General features: G+C 60.3%; 20 protein-coding genes. 9 read left to right on the top strand and 11 right to left on the bottom strand.

Annotated elements, in window-relative coordinates; genetic code table 11:
- Position 1: 1 nt before the first annotated feature.
- Genes AO240_RS12375 through AO240_RS12365 form a run of 3 tightly spaced genes read right to left on the bottom strand, consistent with a single transcriptional unit; the run spans position 2 to position 3,557 of the window.
- Positions 2–1,261, bottom strand: a complete 1,260-nt coding sequence (locus AO240_RS12375; RefSeq protein ID WP_099236719.1) for a dihydrolipoamide acetyltransferase family protein — start codon at positions 1,259–1,261, stop codon at positions 2–4.
- Positions 1,262–2,320: an alpha-ketoacid dehydrogenase subunit beta gene (locus AO240_RS12370; protein ID WP_099236718.1), complete on the bottom strand. Its 1,059-nt coding sequence runs from the start codon at positions 2,318–2,320 to the stop codon at positions 1,262–1,264.
- A gap of 1 nt (position 2,321) precedes the next feature.
- Positions 2,322–3,557 carry a 3-methyl-2-oxobutanoate dehydrogenase (2-methylpropanoyl-transferring) subunit alpha gene (locus AO240_RS12365; RefSeq protein ID WP_099236717.1) on the bottom strand — a complete coding sequence of 412 codons (1,236 nt, stop codon included), beginning with the start codon at positions 3,555–3,557 and terminating at the stop codon, positions 2,322–2,324.
- Positions 3,558–3,752: 195 nt separating this feature from the next.
- Here AO240_RS12365 and bkdR point away from each other — a divergent pair, with 195 nt between their 5' ends.
- From bkdR to AO240_RS12345, 4 genes are all read left to right on the top strand, one after another.
- Complete coding sequence (bkdR, locus tag AO240_RS12360; RefSeq protein WP_099236716.1) at positions 3,753–4,235, top strand: Bkd operon transcriptional regulator BkdR; 483 nt, start codon at positions 3,753–3,755, stop codon at positions 4,233–4,235.
- 205 nt (positions 4,236–4,440) lie between these two features.
- Entirely contained in the window at positions 4,441–4,668 is a 228-nt protein-coding gene (locus AO240_RS12355) for a hypothetical protein (RefSeq protein WP_099236715.1), read from the top strand.
- Positions 4,669–4,916: 248 nt separating this feature from the next.
- A complete protein-coding gene (locus AO240_RS12350) occupies positions 4,917–6,458 on the top strand; it encodes a methyl-accepting chemotaxis protein (protein ID WP_371918624.1) in 1,542 nt (513 codons plus the stop codon).
- 32 nt (positions 6,459–6,490) lie between these two features.
- Positions 6,491–7,717, top strand: a complete 1,227-nt coding sequence (locus AO240_RS12345) for an HD-GYP domain-containing protein (protein ID WP_099236713.1) — start codon at positions 6,491–6,493, stop codon at positions 7,715–7,717.
- Between the two features lie 4 nt (positions 7,718–7,721).
- Here the strand turns inward: AO240_RS12345 and AO240_RS12340 are convergent, their stop codons facing one another.
- Positions 7,722–8,585, bottom strand: a complete 864-nt coding sequence (locus AO240_RS12340) for an MBL fold metallo-hydrolase (RefSeq protein WP_099236712.1) — start codon at positions 8,583–8,585, stop codon at positions 7,722–7,724.
- A gap of 94 nt (positions 8,586–8,679) precedes the next feature.
- On the opposite strand from AO240_RS12340, the gene AO240_RS12335 reads away from it, so the two are divergent.
- The 5 genes from AO240_RS12335 to AO240_RS12310 all read left to right on the top strand — a co-directional run bounded on the left by AO240_RS12335 (position 8,680) and on the right by AO240_RS12310 (position 15,216).
- Positions 8,680–9,015, top strand: a complete 336-nt coding sequence (locus tag AO240_RS12335) for a metalloregulator ArsR/SmtB family transcription factor (protein WP_058413412.1) — start codon at positions 8,680–8,682, stop codon at positions 9,013–9,015.
- Positions 9,016–9,066: 51 nt separating this feature from the next.
- Positions 9,067–10,311: an FAD/NAD(P)-binding oxidoreductase gene (locus AO240_RS12330; protein WP_099236711.1), complete on the top strand. Its 1,245-nt coding sequence runs from the start codon at positions 9,067–9,069 to the stop codon at positions 10,309–10,311.
- Complete coding sequence (locus AO240_RS12325; RefSeq protein WP_058413410.1) at positions 10,312–11,118, top strand: sulfite exporter TauE/SafE family protein; 807 nt, start codon at positions 10,312–10,314, stop codon at positions 11,116–11,118. It begins immediately after the preceding gene.
- A gap of 1,303 nt (positions 11,119–12,421) precedes the next feature.
- The gene (locus AO240_RS12315) at positions 12,422–14,068 is read left to right on the top strand and encodes an MFS transporter (RefSeq protein ID WP_099236710.1); all 1,647 of its coding nucleotides are present in this window, start codon (positions 12,422–12,424) and stop codon (positions 14,066–14,068) included.
- The gene (locus AO240_RS12310; protein WP_099236709.1) at positions 14,065–15,216 is read left to right on the top strand and encodes an HlyD family secretion protein; all 1,152 of its coding nucleotides are present in this window, start codon (positions 14,065–14,067) and stop codon (positions 15,214–15,216) included. Before AO240_RS12315 ends, AO240_RS12310 begins: the two co-directional genes overlap by 4 nt.
- A gap of 3 nt (positions 15,217–15,219) precedes the next feature.
- Here AO240_RS12310 and AO240_RS12305 read toward each other — a convergent pair whose 3' ends face one another.
- The 7 genes from AO240_RS12305 to AO240_RS12275 form a co-directional block, all read right to left on the bottom strand.
- Positions 15,220–16,092: an aldose 1-epimerase gene (locus AO240_RS12305; RefSeq protein ID WP_099236708.1), complete on the bottom strand. Its 873-nt coding sequence runs from the start codon at positions 16,090–16,092 to the stop codon at positions 15,220–15,222.
- Positions 16,093–16,181: 89 nt separating this feature from the next.
- Complete coding sequence (locus AO240_RS12300; protein ID WP_099236707.1) at positions 16,182–17,462, bottom strand: TRAP transporter large permease; 1,281 nt, start codon at positions 17,460–17,462, stop codon at positions 16,182–16,184.
- 1 nt (position 17,463) lies between these two features.
- The gene (locus AO240_RS12295; protein WP_099236706.1) at positions 17,464–17,991 is read right to left on the bottom strand and encodes a TRAP transporter small permease; all 528 of its coding nucleotides are present in this window, start codon (positions 17,989–17,991) and stop codon (positions 17,464–17,466) included.
- Positions 17,992–18,065: 74 nt separating this feature from the next.
- Complete coding sequence (locus tag AO240_RS12290; RefSeq protein WP_099236705.1) at positions 18,066–19,037, bottom strand: TRAP transporter substrate-binding protein; 972 nt, start codon at positions 19,035–19,037, stop codon at positions 18,066–18,068.
- 51 nt (positions 19,038–19,088) lie between these two features.
- Positions 19,089–19,964, bottom strand: coding sequence for an SMP-30/gluconolactonase/LRE family protein (locus tag AO240_RS12285; protein ID WP_099236704.1), 876 nt, complete (start codon positions 19,962–19,964; stop codon positions 19,089–19,091).
- A 30-nt stretch (positions 19,965–19,994) separates the two neighbouring features.
- Positions 19,995–20,819 carry an NAD(P)-dependent oxidoreductase gene (locus AO240_RS12280; protein WP_058413402.1) on the bottom strand — a complete coding sequence of 275 codons (825 nt, stop codon included), beginning with the start codon at positions 20,817–20,819 and terminating at the stop codon, positions 19,995–19,997.
- Between the two features lie 220 nt (positions 20,820–21,039).
- The gene (locus AO240_RS12275; protein WP_099236703.1) at positions 21,040–22,302 is read right to left on the bottom strand and encodes an OprD family porin; all 1,263 of its coding nucleotides are present in this window, start codon (positions 22,300–22,302) and stop codon (positions 21,040–21,042) included.
- Positions 22,303–22,359 lie beyond the last annotated feature (57 nt).

Below are 22,359 nucleotides of genomic sequence, written 5' to 3'. Positions count from 1 at the left end.
GTTACTCCAGAAACAGGCTGGCGGGTTGTTCGAGCAGGCCACGAATGGCCTGGATGAATTGCGCCGCGTCCATGCCATCGACCACGCGGTGATCGAACGAGCTGGAGAGGTTCATCATCTTGCGCACCACGATCTGGCCTTTGATCACCACCGGCCGCTCAACGATGCGGTTGACGCCGACGATGGCCACCTCTGGCAGGTTCAACACCGGCGTGCTGACAATGCCGCCCAACGCGCCAAGGCTGGTCAGGGTGATGCTCGAACCGGAGAGCTCATCACGGCTGGCCTTGCCACTGCGCGCGGCAGTCGCCAAACGCGTGATTTCCTCGGCATTCGCCCACAGGCTGCGTGCTTCGGCGTGACGCAGCACCGGCACCATCAGGCCGGTATCGCTTTGCGTGGCCACGCCCACATGCACTGCGCCAAGGCGGGTGATGACTTGGGCTTCGTCATCGTAGCGCGCGTTGATCTGCGGGAATGCTCGCAGCGCCACGACCATGGCACGCACGATAAACGGCAGCAGGGTCAGCTTGCCGCGTGTGGCGCCATGTTGCTCATTGAGGTGTATGCGCAGCTCGTCGAGGGCGCTGACGTCGATTTCTTCCACATAGCTGAAATGCGCGGCGCGGCGGGTGGCGTCCTGCATGCGCTGGGCGATTTTGCGGCGCATGCCGATCACCGGAATCTGCTCCTCACTGTTGCGTTCAGCGTAAGGGTTGGCAGCCGTCGGGTGTTTTGCCGCACCCTGAAGCAAATACGCCTCCAGGTCTTCGTGCAGAACCCGTCCCGCCGGGCCAGAACCCTGCACCAGGCGCAGTTGAATCCCCGCATCCAGCGCGTGTTTACGCACGGCGGGGGAGGCCAGCGGGCGTTCGCAGGCTTCACGCGCCACGGCGGGTGCGGCAGGCTTGCTCACCGGCTTTGCTTCTACCACCGGCGCGGGCTTGGCTTGCTCAACCGGCGCGGGCGCAGCTTTTACGAGTTGCGCAACCAGCGGGGCGTCTTTGGCGTTGCCCGCGCCTTCCACCTCGATGCTGATCAAAATGCTGCCCACGGCCATGACTTCACCCGGCTCGCCACCGAGGGAAATCACCTTGCCGTGTACGGGCGAGGGAATGTCGACCATCGCCTTGTCGGTCATCACGTCCGCCAGCACTTGGTCTTCAACCACCAAGTCGCCGACTTTTACATGCCACACCGACAGCTCAACTTCTGCGATGCCTTCGCCAATGTCCGGCATCTTGATAACGTGCGTGCCCATTCAGACCTCCATAACCCGTTTCAACGCCGCGCCCACGCGGGACGGCCCTGGGAAATACGCCCACTCTTGCGCGTGCGGGTAAGGCGTGTCCCAACCGGTAACGCGTTCGATCGGCGCTTCCAAGTGGTGGAAGCAATGCTCTTGCACCAGCGCGACCAGCTCGGCACCGAAACCACAGGTGCGCGTGGCTTCATGCACCACCACGCAACGGCCGGTCTTTTTCACCGAAGTGACGATGGTGTCCAGGTCGAGCGGCCACAGGCTGCGCAGGTCAATGACCTCGGCGTCGATACCGGTTTCTTCGGCGGCGACTTGCGACACATACACGGTGGTGCCGTAGGTCAGCACGGTGACGGCCGAGCCCGGGCGCACGATGGCAGCCACGTCCAGCGGCACGGTGTAGTAACCCTGGGGCACTTGCGCTTGCGGGTGTTTCGACCACGCGGTAACGGGGCGGTCGTGATGGCCGTCGAACGGGCCGTTGTAGAGGCGCTTGGGCTCCAGAAAAATCACCGGGTCATCGTTTTCGATGGAGGCGATCAGCAGGCCCTTGGCGTCATACGGGTTGGACGGCATTACGGTGCGCAGGCCGCAGACCTGGGTGAACACTGCTTCGATGCTTTGGCTGTGGGTCTGGCCGCCATAGATGCCGCCGCCGCACGGCATGCGCAAGGTCAGCGGCGCGGTGAACTGGCCGGCCGAGCGATAACGCAGGCGCGCCGCTTCGGAGATGATCTGGTCGGTGGCCGGATACACGTAATCGGCAAACTGGATTTCTGCGACCGGGCGCAAACCGTAGGCACCCATGCCCACGGCCACGCCGACGATGCCGCTTTCCGAGATCGGCGCGTCAAACACCCGCGAGCTGCCGTATTTGTTTTGCAAACCTTCGGTGCAACGGAACACGCCGCCGAAGTAGCCGACGTCCTGACCGAATACCACCACGTTGTCATCGCGTTCGAGCATCACGTCCATGGCCGAGCGCAGCGCCTGGATCATGGTCATGGTGGTCGTGGTCATGGCGGTTTCCAGTTCGATACTGTTGTTGTGATCGTTCATGTCAGATCCCCAACTCTTGACGCTGGCGCTTCAAGTGCTCAGGCATCTCTTTGTAGACGTCGTCGAACATGGTCGCGGCGCTTGGAATTTGGCCGCCAGCGAGCGTGCCGTACTGTTCGGCTTGTTTTTGTGCCGCAATCACTTCGGCTTCCAGTTCGGCACTGACCGCCGCGTGCTCCTCTTCGGACCACTGGCCAATCTTGATCAGGTGCTGCTTGAGGCGGGCAATCGGGTCGCCCAGCGGGAAGTGGCTCCAGTCATCGGCGGGGCGGTATTTGGAGGGATCATCGGAGGTCGAGTGCGGGCCGGCGCGGTAGGTGACCCACTCGATCAGCGTAGGCCCGAGGTTGCGGCGCGCACGCTCGGCAGCCCAGGCGGACGCGGCGTACACCGCGATAAAGTCGTTGCCGTCGACCCGCAACGAGGCGATGCCGCACCCTACGCCGCGTCCGGCGAAGGTGGTGGCTTCACCGCCGGCGATGGCCTGGAAGGTCGAGATGGCCCATTGGTTGTTGACCACGTTGAGGATCACCGGCGCCCGGTACACGTGGGCGAAGGTCAACGCGGTGTGGAAGTCGGACTCGGCAGTCGCGCCGTCGCCGATCCAGGCCGAGGCGATTTTGGTATCGCCTTTGATCGCCGAGGCCATGCCCCAGCCCACGCCCTGTACGAACTGCGTGGCGAGGTTACCGGAAATAGTAAAAAAGCCTGCGTCTTTTACCGAGTACATAATTGGCAATTGGCGGCCTTTGAGCGGGTCACGCTCGTTGGACAGCAACTGGCATATCAGGTCGACCAGCGGCACGTCGCGTGCCATCAGGATGCTTTGCTGGCGGTACGTGGGAAAGCACATGTCGTCGATATTCAAGGCCAGGGCCTGCGCGCTGCCGATGGCTTCTTCGCCGAGGCTTTGCATATAGAACGACATTTTTTTCTGACGCTGGGCGACCACCATGCGGTTGTCGAAAATCCGAGTCTTGAGCATGGCGCGCATGCCTTTGCGCAGAATCTGCACCGGCACACCTTCGGCCCACGGCCCCAACGCCTGGCCCTGGTCGTCAAGCACGCGAATCAGGCCCTTGGCGAGGTCGGCGGTATCGGCGGGTTCTACATCGATGGCGGGTTTGCGCACCAGGCCTGCGTCGGTCAGGCGCAGGTAGGCAAAGTCGGTCTTGCAGCCCGGGCGGCCCGAGGGTTCGGGCACGTGCAGGCGCAGCGGTTCGTACGGCTGGTTCATGGCTTTCTACGCTCTATCTTGTGAATTTCTTGTAGTGGGCGCGCTAGCTGACAGTCGGTCTTCGGGTAGAAGGCTTCTTGTCCTACAACAATCATAGGCGGGGAATAGAAGAATATTTATCTGTGTTTCGTTGCGCTGCGGATCATTTGCGGATAAAAAAACTGCATAAGCATAATAAACAGGTGATTTTGTCTCATGCGCAAACTGGACCGTACCGACATCGGCATTCTCAACGCCCTGCAAGAGAACGCCCGCATCACCAACGCCGACCTGGCTCGCTCGGTCAACCTGTCGCCCACGCCGTGTTTCAACCGGGTGAAGGCGATGGAAGAGTTGGGCCTGATTCGCGATCAGGTCACGCTGCTCGACGCCGATTTGCTCGGGCTGCACGTCAACGTGTTCATCCACGTCAGCCTCGAAAAGCAGAACGAGCTGGCCTTGCAGCAGTTTGAAGGCGCAATTGCCGATCGCCCTGAGGTGATGGAGTGCTACCTGATGGCCGGTGACCCGGACTATTTGATCCGCGTTTTGGTGCCGACGATCCAGGCATTGGAGCGTTTCATGATGGACTTTCTGACCAAGGTGCCCGGCGTCGCCAACATCCGGTCCAGTTTTGCGCTGAAACAAGTGCGCTACAAAACCGCGCTGCCACTGCCACGGGACGGGCTGATAGTCTAGCGACAAAAACGTCAGCATCTATAAGTGGCTGTGCGGTGAAATTTTTGTGAGTAAAAAAGTATCAGTTCTATTCATTTAGATAGGTGTGTAAAACAGGGTTCACTCAATGGCAGTGCCTTAAAACTAAACTTTATTATTTAACAGTGGCTTTATCCTACAAAGCGCAATGTAGTGCTAAGCTCCAGTTTTATTCAGGCGGGCAGTGATGGAAGATCAGGAGCTTATTTGCCGCGCGCTCTACGACCTTAATCTCACCCAGCAGTCCATTATTTCTGCCTTGGAAGACATGGCCGCATTAGTGGAGAAAATGGATTACCTGCCCCCCGAAATTGTTGATTCGTTGCGGCGTCACCTCGACACCGTGGCGCGCAACAGCGACAGTTCGCTGGATTCCATGTACTTGCTGCCCGGCATTAAAATCCTGCCCCGCTAAGGCGGGCTGCGGCCATGCCCTATCAAGAAACTTTAACATTAACGCGCTTGAGCTGTTAGCCGTGGGCGAATGATAGCCATTGTCAGTCGCGCTTATTTAATCGATTAATTAATAAAAAAACCGTAAGGCAATGAGCTTCATTGCCAATTGAAAGAGTGAAACACATGTCCATGAGAGCCTTGAAGTTGAACTTGCGTACCAACATCTGTTTTGGGGTGGTGTGCGTTCTGCTGTTAATACAAGGAAGTGTGACGCTGGTAAAAGTTGAAAAGATTTATGCGTCGACGGTCGATATTCAAACTAACTGGCTACCCAGTGTTCGACTGGCGGGCAGAATAGACTCAAGCTTTTACAAGCTGCGACTGGAGTTGCGCCGTTTTGGCATGGACCGCGCCAGTCAGACGTCAAACTCTGATCAACAGCTGAAAGAAGTCCGTTCGCAAGCGTTAAAAATGGCCGAAAGCTACGCGCCGATGGTGTCGAGTCCTGAAGAACAGGCCATTTACACTGAGGTGATGCAGGGGATACACACCTACAGCCAGGAGATAGACGAGTTATTAACACGCTCCCCGACCATGCCGATCGAAGAGTTCAGCGCGTATTTGCGCGACTTTACCGGGCCAGTGGCACTCAAGCTGCAGAATTCCGTGGATGACCTGATCAAGCTCAATGAGCGAGGCTCCAGCGCGGCGGTGGCAGTGGCTGCCGACGAGTACGCAACCACGCGCTGGTTTACCTGGGCGTTGATGCTCAGCTCATTGCTGGTGGCGGTGGTGATCGCACGTCTGTTTACCAACAGCATCATCGCGCCGGTGCGTGAGTTGTTGGTATCGACGGCCAAGATTGCCGATGGCGACTTGCGTGTGGCTATTCTGATCAATGGCAACGACGAAATGACCGCGTTGCAGCAGTCCACGGCTGCGATGCAAATGAACCTCAAAAGTACCTTGCAGCATATCTCTGAAGCGTCCGGCCAGTTGGCTTCCGCCGCCGAAGAGATGAGTTCGATTACCCGCGAATCGAGTGCAGGCATTGAGCGCCAAAGCATGGAGACCGACCAGGCGGCCACCGCAGTCAATGAGATGACCGCGGCCGTTGAAGAAGTCGCCAGAAACGCCGTCTCCGCGTCCCAGTCGACCCAGGATTCGCAACGGTCAGCCGAAGTCGGCCAAGAGCGTGTGACGCAAACCATTGCCTCGATTCAAAAGCTCAGCGCCACGGTTCAGCAAACCGGGCTGGAAGTCGAAGGGTTGGCCAAGCAGGCTCAAGACATCGCCAAGGTGGTCGAAGTGATTCGATCGATCGCTGAGCAAACCAACCTGCTGGCCTTGAACGCGGCCATTGAAGCGGCGCGTGCCGGTGAGCAGGGCCGAGGGTTTGCGGTGGTTGCCGATGAAGTCCGGGCGCTGGCGCACAGAACCCAAACCTCGACGCAAGAAATCGAGCAGATGATTGCGAAAATTCAGGTGTGCTCCAGCGAGGCGGTGTCGTCGATGGCATTGAACCGCAGCGAAGCCGTGGATTCGCTGAAAGTTGCCCACGAAGCCGGCCTGGCCATCACGCAGATCACCAGCGCTATCTCTGACATTGCCGAGCGGAATTTGCTGATTGCGACGGCATCCGAAGAGCAGGCGCACGTGGCGCGCTCCGTCGACCAAAACCTGATCAGCATTCGCGACCTGTCTATCCAGAGTTCCTCGGCGGCCGGTCAAACCTCGATTGCCAGTAATGAGCTGTCCAAGCTGGCGATTGACCTCAAGCAGATCGTCTCGAAGTTCTCCGTGAGCTGATCGCGGCCAATCTTCGAAAAGGTGTATGACCTATGTTGAGATGTATTCCGGTGGCCCAGGTAACCCTGGGCATGCACGTGCACAAGCTGGATGGCTCATGGCTTGAGCATGTGTTTTGGAAAAGCAGTTTTTTGCTCGATCGCGCGGGTGATTTACAGCGCTTGCAGGCGTCACGGGTGCAGGGTGTGTGGATTGACACCGTCAAGGGCTGTGACGTCATGCGTGCCGACCCGAGGTCCCAAGATCAACCCGCAAAAAAGCCTGAAACGCCCAAGCGGCGTGCTATTTCCTCACAAGCTGATTTGAAGGGTGAAGTCGCCCAAGCCGTCAAAGTGTGTGCGTTTGCCAAAATCGCGATCACCGAAATGTTCAGTGACCTGCGCATGGGCCGGGCGTTTGATCCGACTCCAGTGGCCAAGCTGGTGGGCGATATTTCCCAGTCAGTGCTGCGCCACCCACATGCGTTGATCAGCCTGGCCCGCTTGAAAAAAGCCGATGAATATACCTACATGCACTCGGTCGCCGTGTGTGGGTTGATGATTGCCCTGGCACGCCAGTTGGACCTGTCGCCGGCGTGCGTGCAGGAAGCGGGCATGGCAGGGTTGTTCCACGACGTCGGCAAAATGGCCATTCCAGAGGCTATCCTGAATAAGCCTGCGGCGTTGACCGAAGCGGAGTTCGAGATCGTGCGCGGTCATCCTGAGAAGGGCGCGGATATTTTGCGCACGTGCCCGTATATCAGCGCAGTGGTGGTGGACGTGTGTTTGCACCACCACGAGAAATCCGACGGCAGCGGCTATCCTCACGGCCTGCTTCAGGACCAGATCAGCCTGTTCGCGCAAATGGGCGCGGTGTGCGATGTATACGATGCGGTAACCTCGAATCGCCCGTATAAACAGTGCTGGAACCCCGCCGATGCGATCCAGAAAATGTCCGAATGGAAGGGCCATTTTGACGCGCGGGTGTTCCAGGCATTTGTGCGCTGCGTGGGTATTTACCCGGTGGGCGCGTTGGTGCGCCTGGAAAGTGGCCGCATCGGGGTGGTGATCAAGCAAAACCCCCACTCGTTGCTCACGCCCATCGTCAAAGTGTTTTTTTCGGCGCGTTCGCGGTTGCCGATCATGCAGGTGGTGGTCAACCTCGCCGAACTGCCCGACAAAATCGTTGGCCGCGAAAGCGCTGAGGATTGGGGCTTCAAGCACGTGGATGAGTTGTGGTCAGGGCTCGCCGCCACCGAGGCGTCGCATTTCGACACGTAGCTGATCAGAGCGTGTTCAGCGGGATTTTCAGGTACACCACGCCGTTGTCTTCCGCCGGCGGCAGGTGCCCGGCCCGCACATTGACCTGGATTGCCGGCAACAGGAGTGTCGGCATGCCCAACCCCGCGTCACGTTGAGTGCGCATGGCGACAAACGTCGCTTCATCGACCCCATCATGTACATGAATGTTATGCGCGCGTTGCTCGGCAACCGTGGTCAGGCACTTGGCTGCGCGGCCTTCGGGTGGGTAGTCGTGGCACACGTACAGGCGGGTGTGCGGCGCGAAGGCCAGCAGCTTGCGCATTGAGGCGTACAGTTGACGCGCGTCGCCGCCGGGGAAGTCGCAGCGCGCGGTGCCCACGTCGGGCATGAACAGCGTGTCGCCGACCAGAATCAATTCATCGTTGATCAGGTAGGCCATGTCTGCCGGTGTGTGGCCGGGTACATGCAAGGCTTGGGCTTTCAGGTTGCCGATATAAAAGATTTCATCCGCGGCAAACAGGTGGTCGAACTGCGAGCCATCGACGCGAAACTCCGGCTCCAGATTGAACAGCTGCTTGAACACACCCTGCACCTTGCTGATGCTCTCGCCGATGGCGATTTTGCCACCCACGTTACGCCGCAGGTAAGGCGCGGCGGAGAGGTGGTCGGCGTGCGCGTGGGTTTCCAGCAGCCATTGCACCTGCAAGCCGTGTTCACGCACAAACGCGATTACGCTGTCGGCCTGCGCGGTGTCGGTGCGCCCGGAAGCCGGGTCGTAGTTGAGCACCGAGTCGACGATGGCGCAGGGGCCACCGTCGTTTTCATAGACGACGTAGGTGTAAGTCGACGATGCCTCGTCCAGAAAGGCTTGAATCAACGCTGGCATGGCGGCGGTCCCTGGTGACGAAAAAATTGGTTACAATCAGTTTACGTTTACACATAATGTTTTGAGCTTAAGTGAGATAAAGGACCCGAGGCAAATGGAATCTACTCTGAGTGAGGGCGAGGTCGCCCAATTGCGTGCCTCCGCGTCCAAGGCCTGTGTCTTGCTCAAGGCCTTGGCCAATGAGGACCGTTTGTTGATCCTGTGCCAGTTGACTCAGGGTGAGCGCAACGTCGGCGCACTGGAAACCATGACCGGCGTGCGTCAGCCTACGCTGTCGCAACAGTTGGGCATCCTGCGCGACGAAGGGTTGGTGGCCACCCGTCGCGAAGGCAAATACATTTTTTACGGCCTGGCCAGCCACGAAGTGATTCAAGTGATGAAGACGCTGTCCGGCCTGTACTGCGGCGCGGTAATCAAAAGCTGGGCGTGACGCCATACGGCAACGCCCCTTGTGTGCATTGAATACAGAAGGCGATAGACCATGACCGACCAACACTGTGGCCCTACCATCAGTGGCGACATCGTAGTCATCGGCGGCGGCTCGGCAGGTATCGGCCTGCTGGCCAGCTTGCTCAAACGCGACCCGCACCTGAACATCACCCTGATCGAGCCGAGCGAATACCACTGCTACCAGCCCGCCTGGACGCTGGTCGGTGGCGGCGCCTACGACCTGAAAAAGACCCGGCGCCCATTGGCCGACGTGCTGCCCAATGGTGTTACCTGGGTGCAGGCCGCCGTCACCGAAGTGCTGCCGGATGCGCAAACCCTGGTGCTCGACAGCGGCCAGCGCGTTACCTGGATCAACCTGATCGTGTGCCCCGGCCTGCGCCTGGCCTGGGACAAAGTCGAAGGCCTTGAAGACACGCTCGGCCAGCACGGCGTGACCTCCAACTACAGCTACGAGCACGCCGCCTACACCTGGCAACTGGTGCAGCAACTCAAGGGCGGCAAGGCGATCTTTACCCAGCCGGGCATGCCGATCAAATGCGCGGGTGCGCCGCAAAAAGCCCTGTACCTGTCCTGCGACCACTGGCTCAAACAAGGCAACCTGAAAAACATCGAGGTTGAGTTCAACCTCGCGGGCGCCGCGCTGTTTGGCGTGGCGACCTTTGTGCCGCCGCTGATGCAATACATCATAAAATACAACGCGCGCCTGGCGTTCAATTCCAACCTGATCAAGGTCGATGGCCCGTCGCGCACCGCCTGGTTTGAAGTCAAAGACGCCGAAGGCAACATCAGCGTCGAGCAGAAATCCTTCGACATGCTGCACGTGGTGCCGCCGCAAGTTGCCCCGGACTTCATCCGCCAAAGCCCGCTGGCCGACGCCGCCGGCTGGTGTGAAGTCAACCCCCACAGCCTGCAACACCTGCGCTACCCGCACATTTTCGGGTTGGGTGACGTGTGCTCCACCACCAACGCGAAAACCGCCGCCGCCGCGCGCAAGCAGATCGTGGTGGTCGCCGAGAACCTGCTGGCCTTGCGCAACCAAGCGCCGTTGCCGCTGAAGTACGACGGCTACGGTTCCTGCCCGCTGACGGTAGAGAAGGGCAAGGTGGTGCTCGCCGAGTTCGGCTACGGCGGCAAGCTGCTGCCGACCTTCCCACTCGACCCGACGCGGGCACGCCGCTCGATGTGGTTTCTCAAGGCCACGTTGCTGCCGTGGTTCTACTGGAACGGCATGCTCAAGGGCCGCGAGTGGCTGACCCGCCTGAGCAAGGTGGACTAAATGCTGCTGGCCAGTGTGTTGGGTGTACTGATGGGCCTGGTGATGGGGCTTACCGGTGCTGGCGGCGGCATCCTTGGGGTGCCGGCGTTGGTGTTGGGGTTGGGGTTGAGCATGACCCAGGCCGCGCCGGTGTCGTTGCTCGCGGTGGGCGCGGCGGCGGCGGTAGGCGCAGTTGATGGGCTGCGCCACGGCCTGGTGCGCTACCGCGCGGCGCTGTTGATCGCCTTGCTCGGCGCGCTGTTTTCGCCATTGGGGGTGTTCTTCGCGCATCAACTGACGGAGCCGGTGCTGATGGGCCTGTTCAGCGCGTTGATGGTGCTGGTGGCCTGGCGCATGTTGCGGCGCGAAAAGGCCGAAGCGGGCCCGAGTGACCATGGCGCCGCGTCGTGGGGGCAGAAGAACTGCATGCTTGACCAGCAGACCGGGCGCTTCGCCTGGACCGCCAAATGCAGCGCGACCCTGGCCGCGTTGGGCGCGGTAACCGGCGCGGTCTCGGGCTTGCTCGGTGTCGGCGGCGGCTTTCTGATTGTGCCGGCGTTCAAGCAACTGACCGACGTGCAGATGCGCGGCATCGTCGCCACCTCGTTGATGGTAATCAGCCTGCTCTCGCTCGTCGGCGTGGCTGGCGCGATGCATGCCGGTGTGCGTATCGAGCCGCTGGGCTGGGTGTTTATCGCGGCCAGCGTTGTCGGCATGTTGCTGGGCCGGCGCCTGTGTTCGGTGATCCCCGCGCGCGCATTGCAAGTCGGTTTTGCCAGCCTGTGTGTGCTGGTGGCGATTGGAATGTTATCCAGAGCGTTGCTCTGAAAAGCGCTTTTGTGGGAGGCCCCACGGCATCTTTGATCTAGCGCTGTCGCGCGGCAAACGGGTTCGGTGTGCTCTTGGGATTTTCGTATATATCCGTTATTTTTTTGATGGCTGATATCGGTTCCGCTCTTACAGCGGGTCACTTTTGATAGATCCGGAAGCCGGCCCAGTCAAAAGTAACCAAAACGCTCTTGCCCCACCACTCGGCACCTCGCTTAGGCTCGGTGTGCCCGCACTCCGATATTACGGAGCGGGCCGCCGCGATGGGCCATCCTTGGCCCAGCGCGGCTAAACCGGCGTCCTGCCGGTTTACCCGCTCCGTAATATCTGCGTTCGGCCATCGTGGTTTAACGGGGCGCCTCAGATCAAGATCACAATCACAAGCAGGCGGCCCGAAAGCCGACCCAATCTCCCAAGCAGAATGTGGTCAAACTGTGGGAGGGGGCTTGCTCCCGATGGCGGTGGGTCAGTCAATTCATGTATCAACTGTAAAACTGCTATCGGGAGCAAGCCCCCTCCCACAAAAAGCAAAAGCAGATCTGCTGTGTACTCAAGACCCGCCTTTGATCTGCTTCAACCACTCAGGCCGCAGAGCGTCCGGAGCGGTATTACCACGCAGAGCGTGGGAACGATCATCTAAGCCGAACTCGGTCAAACTGTGGGAGGGGGCTTGCTCCCGATGGCGGTGGGTCAGTCAATTCATGCATCAACTGTGAAACTGCTATCGGGAGCAAGCCCCCTCCCACAAAAAGCAAAAAACGCAGATCTGCTGTGTATGCAAAGCCGCCCTTGATCTGCTTCAACCACTCAGGTCGGCTTTCAGGCCGCCGTGCTTTTGCTTTTGATCTTTGTGATCTTGATCTGAGAAGCGCCCCGTTAAACCACGATGGCCGCACGCAGGCTTGAATCCGTGGGTAACCCGGCAGGACGCCGGGTTAGCCGCGCTGGGCCAAGGATGGCCCATCGCGGCGGCCCACGGATTCAAGCCTGTGTGCGGGCACACCGAGCCTAAGCGAGGTGCCGAGTGGTGGGGCAAGAGCGTTTTGGTTACTTTTGCGCTGTTCAAAAGTGACTCGCTGTAAGAGCGAAACCGATACAAACCATCACCCAAATAACGGATATGTACGAAAACCCAAAGAACCCCCAACCCCCGATTCCCGCGCGACAGCGCGCCCACCGTCGAGTAACACGCCTGAATAGATCAATTGTGTCCCTGGCATGACAAGATAACCGCCTCTCAGGTTTACTACGCCTGGAGTCAATGCGCCACCGACCTTGCACGTCGGCTCACCAAGGTCATGCAATGGATAAATACACCCCACACACCTGGCAGCCCCACGAGCGACCGAGCTTGCCGGGTTCGCCGTCGACGCCGTTGCACAGCAACCCAAAGCGCTGGGCGTTCGCGCTGGTGGGCATGCTGGTAGCAATAACCGGTGGGCTCGGCAACGCGCTGGTGATCGCCAACCTGCAATACCTGCAAGGCGCACTCGGCGCGACAACCGCCGAAATGGCCTGGCTGCCCGCCGCCTATGTGATGACCAACGTGTGCATGAACCTGCTGCTGGTCAAGTTTCGCCAGCAATTCGGATTGCGTGCATTTACCGAAGTGTTCCTTGTGCTGTACGCGCTGGTGACCTTCGGCCACTTGTTCGTCAACGACCTCAGTTCGGCCATCGCGGTGCGCGCGGCCCACGGCATGGTGGGCGCGGCGCTGAGTTCGCTGGGGTTGTACTACATGATCCAGGCGTTCCCGGCCAAGTGGCGCATGAAAGCCCTGGTGCTCGGGCTGGGCACCGCGCAGTTGGCGCTGCCGCTGGCGCGATTGTTCTCTGAAGACTTGCTGCAAATCGCCGAATGGCGCGGGCTGTACCTGTTTGAGCTGGGCCTGGCGCTGATTTGCCTGGGCTGCGTGTTCCTGCTCAAGTTGCCGCCGGGTGATCGCTTCAAGACCTTTGAAAAACTCGACTTCCTGACCTTCGGCATTCTTGCCACGGGCGTGGCCTTGCTCTGCGCGGTGCTGTCGCTGGGGCGTATCGACTGGTGGCTGGAAGCCCCGTGGATCGGCGTCGCCTCGGCCTGTTCGCTGGTGTTGATCATGGCCGGCCTGGCCATCGAGCATAACCGCACGAACCCGTTGCTGATGACGCGTTGGCTGGGCAGCGGGGTGATGATTCGCCTGGCGTTGGCGGTGGTGCTGATTCGCATGGTGCTGTCCGAGCAATCCACCGGCGCCGTGGGTTTCATGCAGATGTTGAACATGAGCTACGAGCAGATGCACACGCTGTACGTGGTGATGTTGGCCGGGGCGATTGCCGGGCTGGTGGTCAGTGCGCTGACGATCAACCCGGCGCACCTGCTTATGCCACTGATTATCTCGCTGGCGCTGATGGCCACCGGCTCGGTGATGGACAGTTTTTCGAGCAACCTGACCCGGCCGCAGAACCTCTACATCAGCCAATTCCTGCTAGGCTTTGGCGGCACCTTTTTTCTAGGGCCGACCATGGTGCTGGGCACCCGAAACGTGCTGACCAACCCGCGCAACCTGGTGAGTTTTTCGGTGATGTTCGGTATTTGCCAAAACCTCGGCGGCCTGATTGGTGCGGCGTTGTTGGGCACCTTTCAGATCGTGCGTGAGAAGTACCATTCCAGCATGATCGTTGAGCACCTGACACTGCTTGACCCGCGTGTGGCGGCGCGCGTGCAAAGCGGCGGCGCGGCCTATGGCGGGGTGCTTGCCGACCCCGAATTACGTAACCTGATGGGCATTCGCAGCCTGGCCACGGCGGCCACGCGTGAGGCGAATGTAATGGCCTACAACGATGTGTTCATGCTGATCGCGATCATCGCGGCACTCACCATGACCTGGATTTTTATCCGCAGCCTGTGGCTGATGAGCACCACCAAAGCAGCAGCCCCTCCCGTTCAACCCAGCGGCGTTTCTACATGACCGAAACAAACTCCACGACCACCACCACCAACGCCATCGCTTCGACCCCTGAAGGCACCGCGCCGCCGGGCGCTACCGTGACCGAACCGCGCTCGCTGCGCGTGCGTGTTATCTCATCGTTAGGCTTTGCCGCGATCGCCATCGTGGGTGTGCTGATCGTGCTGTATGCCTGGCAATTGCCGCCGTTCAGCAGTGCCGTAGAAACCACCGAAAACGCGCTGGTGCGCGGCCAGGTAACGATTATCGGCCCACAACTGAGCGGCTACGTATTTGAAGTGCCGGTGCAGGACTTTCAGTTCGTCAAGGCCGGTGACCTGTTGGTGCGCCTGGATGACCGCATCTACAAGCAGCGTCTTGATCAAGCGCTGGCGCAGCGCGCGGTGCAGAAGGCCGCATTGGCGAATGCGCTGCAGCAACGCAACAGCGCCGAAGCGACGATCAAATTACGCCAGGCCGCGCTGGTCGACAGCCAGGCCCAGGCGCGCAAAAGTACCGCCGACTTGCGCCGCAACGAAGAACTGATCAGTGACGGCTCGGTGTCCAAGCGCGAGCTCGACGTGACGCGCGCCGCGAATGCGCAGACCGTCGCAGCGGTCGCACAGGCCCAGGCCAACCTCGAAATCGCGCGCCAGGACCTGCAAAGCGTGATCGTCAATCGCGGTTCACTGGAAGCCGCCGTCGCCAGTGCCGATGCGGCCGTGGAGCTGGCGCGCATCGACTTGTCGAATACGCGCATCACCGCGCCGCGTGACGGCCAGTTGGGGCAGATCGGCGTGCGCCTCGGCGCCTACGTCAACTCCGGCGCGCAACTGATGGCGCTGGTGCCGCCGCAGTTGTGGGTGATCGCCAACATGAAAGAAACCCAGATGGACAACGTGCAGGTCGGTCAGCCGGTCACCTTCACCGTGGATGCGCTGAACCACCGCAAGTTTCACGGCACAGTGCAGCATATTTCCCCGGCGACCGGTTCCGAGTTCAGCCTGTTGCAGGCCGACAACGCCACCGGCAACTTTGTGAAAATCGCCCAGCGCGTGCCGGTGCGGATCAGCGTTGACCCGAACCAGGCCGAGAGTGAGCGCCTGCGTCCGGGCTTATCGGTGGTGGTGAGTATCGACACGGCGGGGCGCTTGAAAAACAGCCCGCCGTGACACTTACACCGTTGGCATGTATTTGAGGTTGAAATTCAGGTGGGTTGATTGGCCGTGTTCCAGCAGTTTTAGCCCCGGCTTGCCAGGCAGGTGATGGGCATTCACCGGATGACTCACCGGCTCGACACAAAAAAACGCCAGCCCCGGCGGGCAGTACAGCAGAAAGTAATCGGCGCCGCTGGCCTGGCACTCCAGCGTATACCCAAGTTCGGGCTGCTCGATCACGCAGCGGCCATCCCACTCGCAAAAGGCATTGTCGACCAGGCCTTCCGGCAGTGTTTTGAGCGCCGTGAAGTTCCACTCATCAGGCACTGGCGCCAGCCCGGTAGGCAGCTTCGACGCATCGCTCAGCCACACCTGCGCGGCCTTGGCGTGTAAACGCGTGCCGGGCCTGCGCGGCAAATACGGGTGCAGCCCCACGCCATGCCACGCGGCTTTTTCGGCCAGGTGAGTCACCTGCACGCTGATGCTCAGTTCACCGTCGTGCAACCGAAAACGCTGCTCGGCGCGGTAGGCGAACGGCGTGTCGCACAGCACGTGCAGCACCACCTCATCCGCCGTTTGGCTGACCACCTGCCACGCCTGTTGCCAGGCCGAACCGTGAATCGGCAGCGGATCGGTGAGGCTGTTCGGCGCCAGGGCCAGCCAGCCGTCGGGGTTGTCGAAACCGCCGTGGGCGATGCGGTTGGACCACGGCGCCAACGGATAACAGCTCAGCTTGCCTGGCAGCCCGGTGTTCACAGCCTGCTCATCGCTATGGCGCAGCAAGGGTTGCCCGCTGGCGCGCACGCTCCAGTTGACGATACTGCCACCCACGGCGGGGGCCAGGGTGAGGTGAGTGAGTTGATCACTGAGTTCGACGAAGTGTGAAGGCATGCGGGTGTCCCGTCGTATGAATTAGAACCAACACGGCAGATAAACAAGGTGGGAGGGAGCAAGCCCCCTTCCACAGTTGATCAAATGGTTTACAGCACCAGGCCTGGCAACCACAGCGACAGCGCCGGGATGTAGGTCACGGCCATCAATACCAAAAACAGCACGCCATAAAATGGCAGCAGCGCCTTCACGGTTTTCTCGATACTGACCTTGCCCACCGCGGCCCCGACAAACAACACCGCGCCCACCGGCGGGGTGATCAGGCCGATACCGAGGTTCACCAGCATGATCATGCCGAAGTGCACCGGGTCGACGCCGATGCCGAGAATCACCGGCAGCAGAATCGGCGTCAGAATCAATATCAGCGGCGCCATGTCCATCACCGTGCCGAGCAACAGCAGCATGGCGTTGATGCACATCAGGATCACGTAACGGTTGTCTGACAGGGTCAGGAACATCGTGGTGATCTTCGAGGGAATCTGCATCAGCGTCATGATGTAGCCGAAGCTTGCGGCGAACGCGATCAATATCATCACGATCGAAATGGTCCGCACCGTGCGGTGCATCAGCTTGGGCAGCTCGCTCCATTTGTAGTCGCGGTAGATGAACATGGTCACGAAGAACGCCCACAGCACGGCAATCGCGGCGGACTCGGTGGCGGTGAAAATACCCGACAGGATGCCGCCGAGGATGATCACCATCGCCATCAAGCCCCACAACGCGTCGGCGCAGATCTTCAGCGCCTGCTTCAAGGGGATCACTTCGCCCTTGGGGTAGTCGCGTTTTTTCGCGAAGATCAGGCACAGCACCATCAGGCACGCGCTCATCAACAGGCCCGGCACGATGCCGGCCATGAACAGCGAGGCGATGGAGACCGTGCCGCCAGCCGCCAGCGAGTAGAGCACCGAGTTATGACTGGGCGGCGTCAGCAGCGCCTGCACCGAACCGCTGATCGTCACCGCCGTGGCGAACTCGCGCGGGTAGCCGCGCCGTTCCATTTCCGGGATCAACACCGAGCCGACCGAGGCGGTGTCGGCCACCGACGAACCGGAAATCGCACCGAAAAACGTCGAGGCCATGATGTTGACCAACGACAAGCCGCCGCGCACGAAACCCACCAGCACGCCGGCAAAGGCTACCAAGCGGCGCGACATGCCGCCCTCGGCCATGATCGCCCCGGCGAGCACAAAGAACGGAATCGCCATCAGCGAAAACTTGTTCACGCCGCCAGCCACTTGAATCATCAAGGCCTGGAACGGAATATCGATCCACCACGCGCCAATCAGTGCGGAAAGCCCCAAGGCGTAAGCCACCGGCATGCCGATCAGGATCAAGGCGATAAAGCTGCCCAACAGAATCAATGCGTCCATATCAGGCAGCCCCTTCGCTTTCTTCAACCAGGTCGAAGCGCACCACGCGCCGTTGGCTCTGGTCACCGAGCAGGAGTTTTTCCAGCACAAACACCAGCGTCAGCAGCCCGCCAATCGGGATCGGCATGTACGTGATGCCCACGCGCAGGGTGGGAATGGCGCTCATGAACTGGTTCCAGGTGGACATGCACAGCTTGCTGCCCCAAATCGTCATAAACAGGCAAACGGTCGCCATCAACAGTTGCGAAAAAATGCCGACGAGGCGGCGTTGTTGCGGGGGCAGGCGGTCAGTGATCATCGCCACCGACATATGCGCCCCGGCGCGGTAGCTGGCAGCGGCGCCGATAAAGGTAAACACCAGCATCAGCAGGATGGCGGTAGGCTCGGGCCAACTGGAGCCGGTACCGAGGATGTAACGCGCGAAAATGCCCCAGGGAATGATCAACGCGACCCCCAGAACCGAGAGGCCGGCGACCCAGATGCAGGTCATGTAAATGCGGTCGTTGATGCGCAACACTAAATTCTTCATGGCGTTCACCGTAACCGGGCGCGGCTGGCTACAAAGCAGCCGGGCGCGCCGGGCCTGTGCAAGGGCAGGGGAGGTTATTGAACGGCGTCGATGCGCTTGATGATGTCGGCGTACGCCGCACCGTACTTGGCGCGAACCGCTGCGGTGGCGTCATAGAAGGGTTTTTTGTCGACCGTAATGAACTCGACACCGGCGGCCTTGAGCTTGGTTTCGCTGCTGGCGGACTTGGCGTCCCACAGCACGCGCTCATCGGCTTGCGCGACCTTGGCGGCCTTTTTGACCATGTCCTGTTGCGCAGGCGTGAGCTTGTTCCAGGTGATTTTCGACATCACGATGGGCTCAGGCAATATCAAGTGTTCGGTGAGCGTGTAGAACTTGGCGTTCTGGTAATGGTTGTGTTCGAGCAGCGTTGGTGGATTGTTTTCGGCGCCGTCGATCACGCCGGTCTGCAAGGCGCTGAAAATCTCGCCGGTGTCCATGGCGATGCCATTGGCGCCCATCGCGTTAAACGCTTCGATGAACAGCGGGTTGCCTTGCACGCGGATCTTCATGCCTTTGAGGTCTTCGATCTTGCGCACCGGTTTTTTCGTATAGAGGTTGCGCGTGCCGCCGTCCATCCAGGCCAGCGCCACCAGGCCGAACTCGGAGTCGGTGATCTTGGCGAGAATTTCATCGCCGATCTCGCCGTCGATCACCTTGCGCATGTGCGCCTGGTCGCGGAACACGAACGGCAGGTTGAACACGTTCACGTCCGGCACCACCGGCCCGACGATGCCAAGGCTGACGCGCGCCATCTGGATCGCGCCGACCTGGGCCTGTTCGACCACTTCTTTCTCGGAGCCCAACACGCCGCCGGGGAAGAACTTGAAGGTCAGTTCGCCGTTGCTCTCTTTGGTCAGCGCGGCGCCCATGTTTTTCTCGGCGACCACGGTCGGGTAGCCGTCGGGGTGGATGTCGGCAAACTTGATCTCCAGCGCGTGGGCGGCGCTGGCACACAGGAGGGTGAGAGGGAGTGCAGCGGCCAGCAAGGTGCGTTTGAAATCCATGGGGTAGCTCTCCAGTCTTGTTATTGTTTTTTTCAAGGCGCAGCGGTGCAGCTAGAGGATGAAGCTCGGTTCGGGCAGCCCGGTTACGCCAGGGTTGAGGGCGAACACGCCGCCGGCCAGCGACTGGGCGCTCTGGTCATCACGAATCGAGGTGACAAACAAGGTGTCCAGCCGGCTGCCGCCAAACGCGCACATGGTGGGTTTTTTTACCGGTACGGTGAGGGAACGGTCGAGGCGGCCGTCGGGGGTGAAACGGTGCACCAGCCCGGCGTCGTTGGCGCAGATCCAATAGCAGCCGTCGGCGTCCACCGCAGCGCCGTCGGGGCGACCAAGGAACCGATGCATGTCCACAAACACGCGACGATTGGACGGCGTGCCGGTGTCGATGTCGTAGTCAAAGGCCCAGATCTGCTGCACCAGCGGGTGCGAATCCGAGGCATACATGGTGCGGCCATCCGGGCTGAACGCGAGGCCGTTGAGGGTGATGAACCCGTCTAATTGAGCGTGCGGCGCCGAGCCTGTCGCGTAGCGGTAGAGGATGCCCTCGGCCGCATTCGCCGCCATGTTCAGCACCATGCTGCCGGCCCAGAACCGGCCCTGGCGATCACAGCGGCCGTCGTTCAAGCGCATGTCTGCGCGCGGGTGCGCCACACTTGCCAGGGGCGTGGTGTCGAGGCTGCCGTCGTTGTGCGGAGTCAGTTGGAAGAACCCGCTTTCCATTCCCGCGACCCAGTTGCCCGCGGTGGTGCGGGCAATACACGCGAGCATCTGCGGCGCGGTCCAGGCGGCGACGTGGCCGTTGGCGGCGCTCCAACGCTGCAAGCCGCCGTTGGGAATATCCACCCAGTACAGCGCGTTTTCCTCTGGCACCCACACCGGGCATTCGCCTACGGCATTACGGGCGTCGACGATCAATTCAGCATTCATGGCAACTCATTCCCTTGGGTTGATGGGCGCTCAGTCACCAAACGGGCCAGCGGCGCAGAACGCGCCGCCTTGATAGACCTTGGCCGGGTCATCGGCGGCAACCGGTGGCTGGCTTTCGACGTTGGCGCGGAACACTTCGGAACTGTCTTTGGGGGCAAAACCCAAGTGCGCGGCGTAGCGGTTGTCCCACCAGGTGTCGAGGTTATCCGACACGCCGTAGACCACGGTGTGGCCGACATTCGGTGTGTACAGCGCGCGCTCGAGCAACTGGGTCAAGTCATCAAAACTCAGCCAGGTGTGCATCATCCGGCGGTTTTGCGGTTCAGGAAACGAGGAACCGATGCGGATGCTCACGGTTTCGATGCCGTAACGGTCGAAGTAAAAACTCGCCATGTCTTCACCGTACGACTTGGACAGGCCGTAGTAGCTGTCCGGGCGGCGCGGCGAGTGGGCGTCGATGGTTTCGCCCTGTTTGTAGAAGCCGATCACATGGTTGGAGCTGGCGAAGATCACGCGTTTCACGCCATGCCGGCGCGCGGCTTCGTAAAGATGGAAAACCCCGCAGATGTTCGCGCCGAGGACTTCTTCAAAAGAACGCTCTACCGAGACGCCACCAAAGTGCAGGATGGCATCGACGCCTTCCACCAAATGGTGCACGGCGTGTTTATCGGCAAGGTCGCAAGTCTGTACTTCTTCGGACTCGCTGGCGGCCGGCGCCATGCTGGCAATGTCCGACAGGCGCAGCACCTGCGCGTAAGGGCGCAGGCGTTCGCGCAAGACTTTGCCCAAACCACCTGCGGCACCGGTGAGCAGCAGGCGGTTGAATGGAACAGGCGTGGTGGTGGTCGTGGTCATGAGGGTTCCATTGTTGTTGTAAGTTGTCGTATGACTATGCCGAAGTATTGGTAGGAATTCGCGACGTTGTCAACGCTCTTGCAGGCGGCGCAACGCCAAATGCGGGAGGCGGCTTGCTGCCGATGGCGGTGTATTATTAATACATTTTGTGACTGACATACCGCCATCGGGAGCAAGCCCCCTCCCACAGGGAATTTCCCTTGGCGAGGAGGCCGACTGTTTACAACAGCGAGATGGGGTAGCTGACGAAAAGCCGGTTTTCGTCAAATTCATTGGTGCTGAAATCCCGACGCATGGTCGAGTTGCGCCACCGCACATTCAGGTTTTTCAGCGCGCCACTCTGCACGGTGTAGGCCAGCTCCGATTCGCGGCCCCATTCCTTGCCATCGGTGATCGCCCCGGTGTGCACGTTATCGCCGCTGATGTAGCGGTTCATCATGGTCAACCCCGGCACACCCAGCACCACGAAGTTGAAGTCATGGCGTACTTGCCAGGATTTTTCCTTGGCGTTGTCGTAGCTGGCGTTGTAGCTGTCGTTGGCCAGGGTGCCGCCGCTGGTGCCGTTGATGCGCATCCACGCGCTGTCGCCGGTCAGCTTTTGCAGGCCGACGTAGAAGGTGTGGCCCTGGTACTTGGCCGACAGCAGGGCGAACGCGGTTTTGTTGTCGAGGTCGCCGGCCAAGGCGCTACCGTTTTCCTTGCCGTTGAAGAAACCCAGGTTGGCGCCCAGGGTCCAGTCGCCGACCGGTTGGCTGTGGGTCAGGTTGAAATACTGTTGTTGGTAAATATCGCTCAACTCGGCGTACCACACGCCGACTTGGGTGCGCTTGTCGTTGAAGCTGTATTCGCCGCCGCCGAAGTTGAAGCGGTCGGAGGTAAACCCGGCTTTGCCGTTCATGAACATGTCTTCCATGCTCGCGTCGTTGCGCGGGCTGTTACCGCGAAACTGCCCGCCGTAGAGCGTCAGCCCGGCGATTTCATTCGACGTGACCTGGCCGCCACGGAAGGTTTGCGGCAGCGAACGGCCGTCGTCGGAGCGCAGGATCGGCAGCACCGGCATCCATTCGCCGACCTTCAGTTCGGTCTTCGACAGTTTGCTTTTCAGCGCTACACCCAGGCGCCCGAAGTTGTCGGCCGGGCGGCCATCGCTGTGGATGGGCAGTAATTGGGTGCCGCCGGTGCCTTTGCCGCCATCGAGTTTTTGCGAATACAGGCCCAGCACGTCAATCCCGAAACCCACGGCGCCTTGGGTGTAGCCGGACTTGGCGTCGAGAATGAAGTTCTGTGTCCACTCTTCGGCCTTGCCCTGCGCGTTGCCGGGGTTGGTGAAGTTACGGTTGAAGTAGGCGTTACGCAGGTTGAGCGTGGCTTTGGCGTCGTCGATGAAGCCTTCGGCGCAGGCGGCGTGGGGCAGGGTGAACGCCAGGCTGGCGAGGCCGATGAGGCCGAGACGCGCAGAGGAATTGCGGGCGAATTGACTCACAGTGAAGCTCCCTTTTTTTGTTTTTATTATTTGTTATACGTCGTCGTACAACATGGA

This window comes from Pseudomonas sp. ICMP 460 (assembly GCF_002723595.1).
Taxonomy (GTDB): Bacteria; Pseudomonadota; Gammaproteobacteria; order Pseudomonadales; family Pseudomonadaceae; genus Aquipseudomonas; species Aquipseudomonas kitaguniensis.
The sequence above is the reverse complement of the archived record's forward strand: the minus strand, read 5'-3'. Positions and strand labels throughout refer to the sequence as shown.

Coding starts and splice junctions, on each gene's coding strand:
- AO240_RS12375 (WP_099236719.1), bottom strand. CDS start 1,261: ATGGGCACGCACGTTATCAAGATGCCGGACATTGGCGAAGGCATCGCA.
- AO240_RS12370 (WP_099236718.1), bottom strand. CDS start 2,320: ATGAACGATCACAACAACAGTATCGAACTGGAAACCGCCATGACCACG.
- AO240_RS12365 (WP_099236717.1), bottom strand. CDS start 3,557: ATGAACCAGCCGTACGAACCGCTGCGCCTGCACGTGCCCGAACCCTCG.
- bkdR (WP_099236716.1), top strand. CDS start 3,753: ATGCGCAAACTGGACCGTACCGACATCGGCATTCTCAACGCCCTGCAA.
- AO240_RS12355 (WP_099236715.1), top strand. CDS start 4,441: ATGGAAGATCAGGAGCTTATTTGCCGCGCGCTCTACGACCTTAATCTC.
- AO240_RS12345 (WP_099236713.1), top strand. CDS start 6,491: ATGTTGAGATGTATTCCGGTGGCCCAGGTAACCCTGGGCATGCACGTG.
- AO240_RS12340 (WP_099236712.1), bottom strand. CDS start 8,585: ATGCCAGCGTTGATTCAAGCCTTTCTGGACGAGGCATCGTCGACTTAC.
- AO240_RS12335 (WP_058413412.1), top strand. CDS start 8,680: ATGGAATCTACTCTGAGTGAGGGCGAGGTCGCCCAATTGCGTGCCTCC.
- AO240_RS12330 (WP_099236711.1), top strand. CDS start 9,067: ATGACCGACCAACACTGTGGCCCTACCATCAGTGGCGACATCGTAGTC.
- AO240_RS12325 (WP_058413410.1), top strand. CDS start 10,312: ATGCTGCTGGCCAGTGTGTTGGGTGTACTGATGGGCCTGGTGATGGGG.
- AO240_RS12315 (WP_099236710.1), top strand. CDS start 12,422: ATGGATAAATACACCCCACACACCTGGCAGCCCCACGAGCGACCGAGC.
- AO240_RS12310 (WP_099236709.1), top strand. CDS start 14,065: ATGACCGAAACAAACTCCACGACCACCACCACCAACGCCATCGCTTCG.
- AO240_RS12305 (WP_099236708.1), bottom strand. CDS start 16,092: ATGCCTTCACACTTCGTCGAACTCAGTGATCAACTCACTCACCTCACC.
- AO240_RS12300 (WP_099236707.1), bottom strand. CDS start 17,462: ATGGACGCATTGATTCTGTTGGGCAGCTTTATCGCCTTGATCCTGATC.
- AO240_RS12295 (WP_099236706.1), bottom strand. CDS start 17,991: ATGAAGAATTTAGTGTTGCGCATCAACGACCGCATTTACATGACCTGC.
- AO240_RS12290 (WP_099236705.1), bottom strand. CDS start 19,037: ATGGATTTCAAACGCACCTTGCTGGCCGCTGCACTCCCTCTCACCCTC.
- AO240_RS12285 (WP_099236704.1), bottom strand. CDS start 19,964: ATGAATGCTGAATTGATCGTCGACGCCCGTAATGCCGTAGGCGAATGC.
- AO240_RS12280 (WP_058413402.1), bottom strand. CDS start 20,819: ATGACCACGACCACCACCACGCCTGTTCCATTCAACCGCCTGCTGCTC.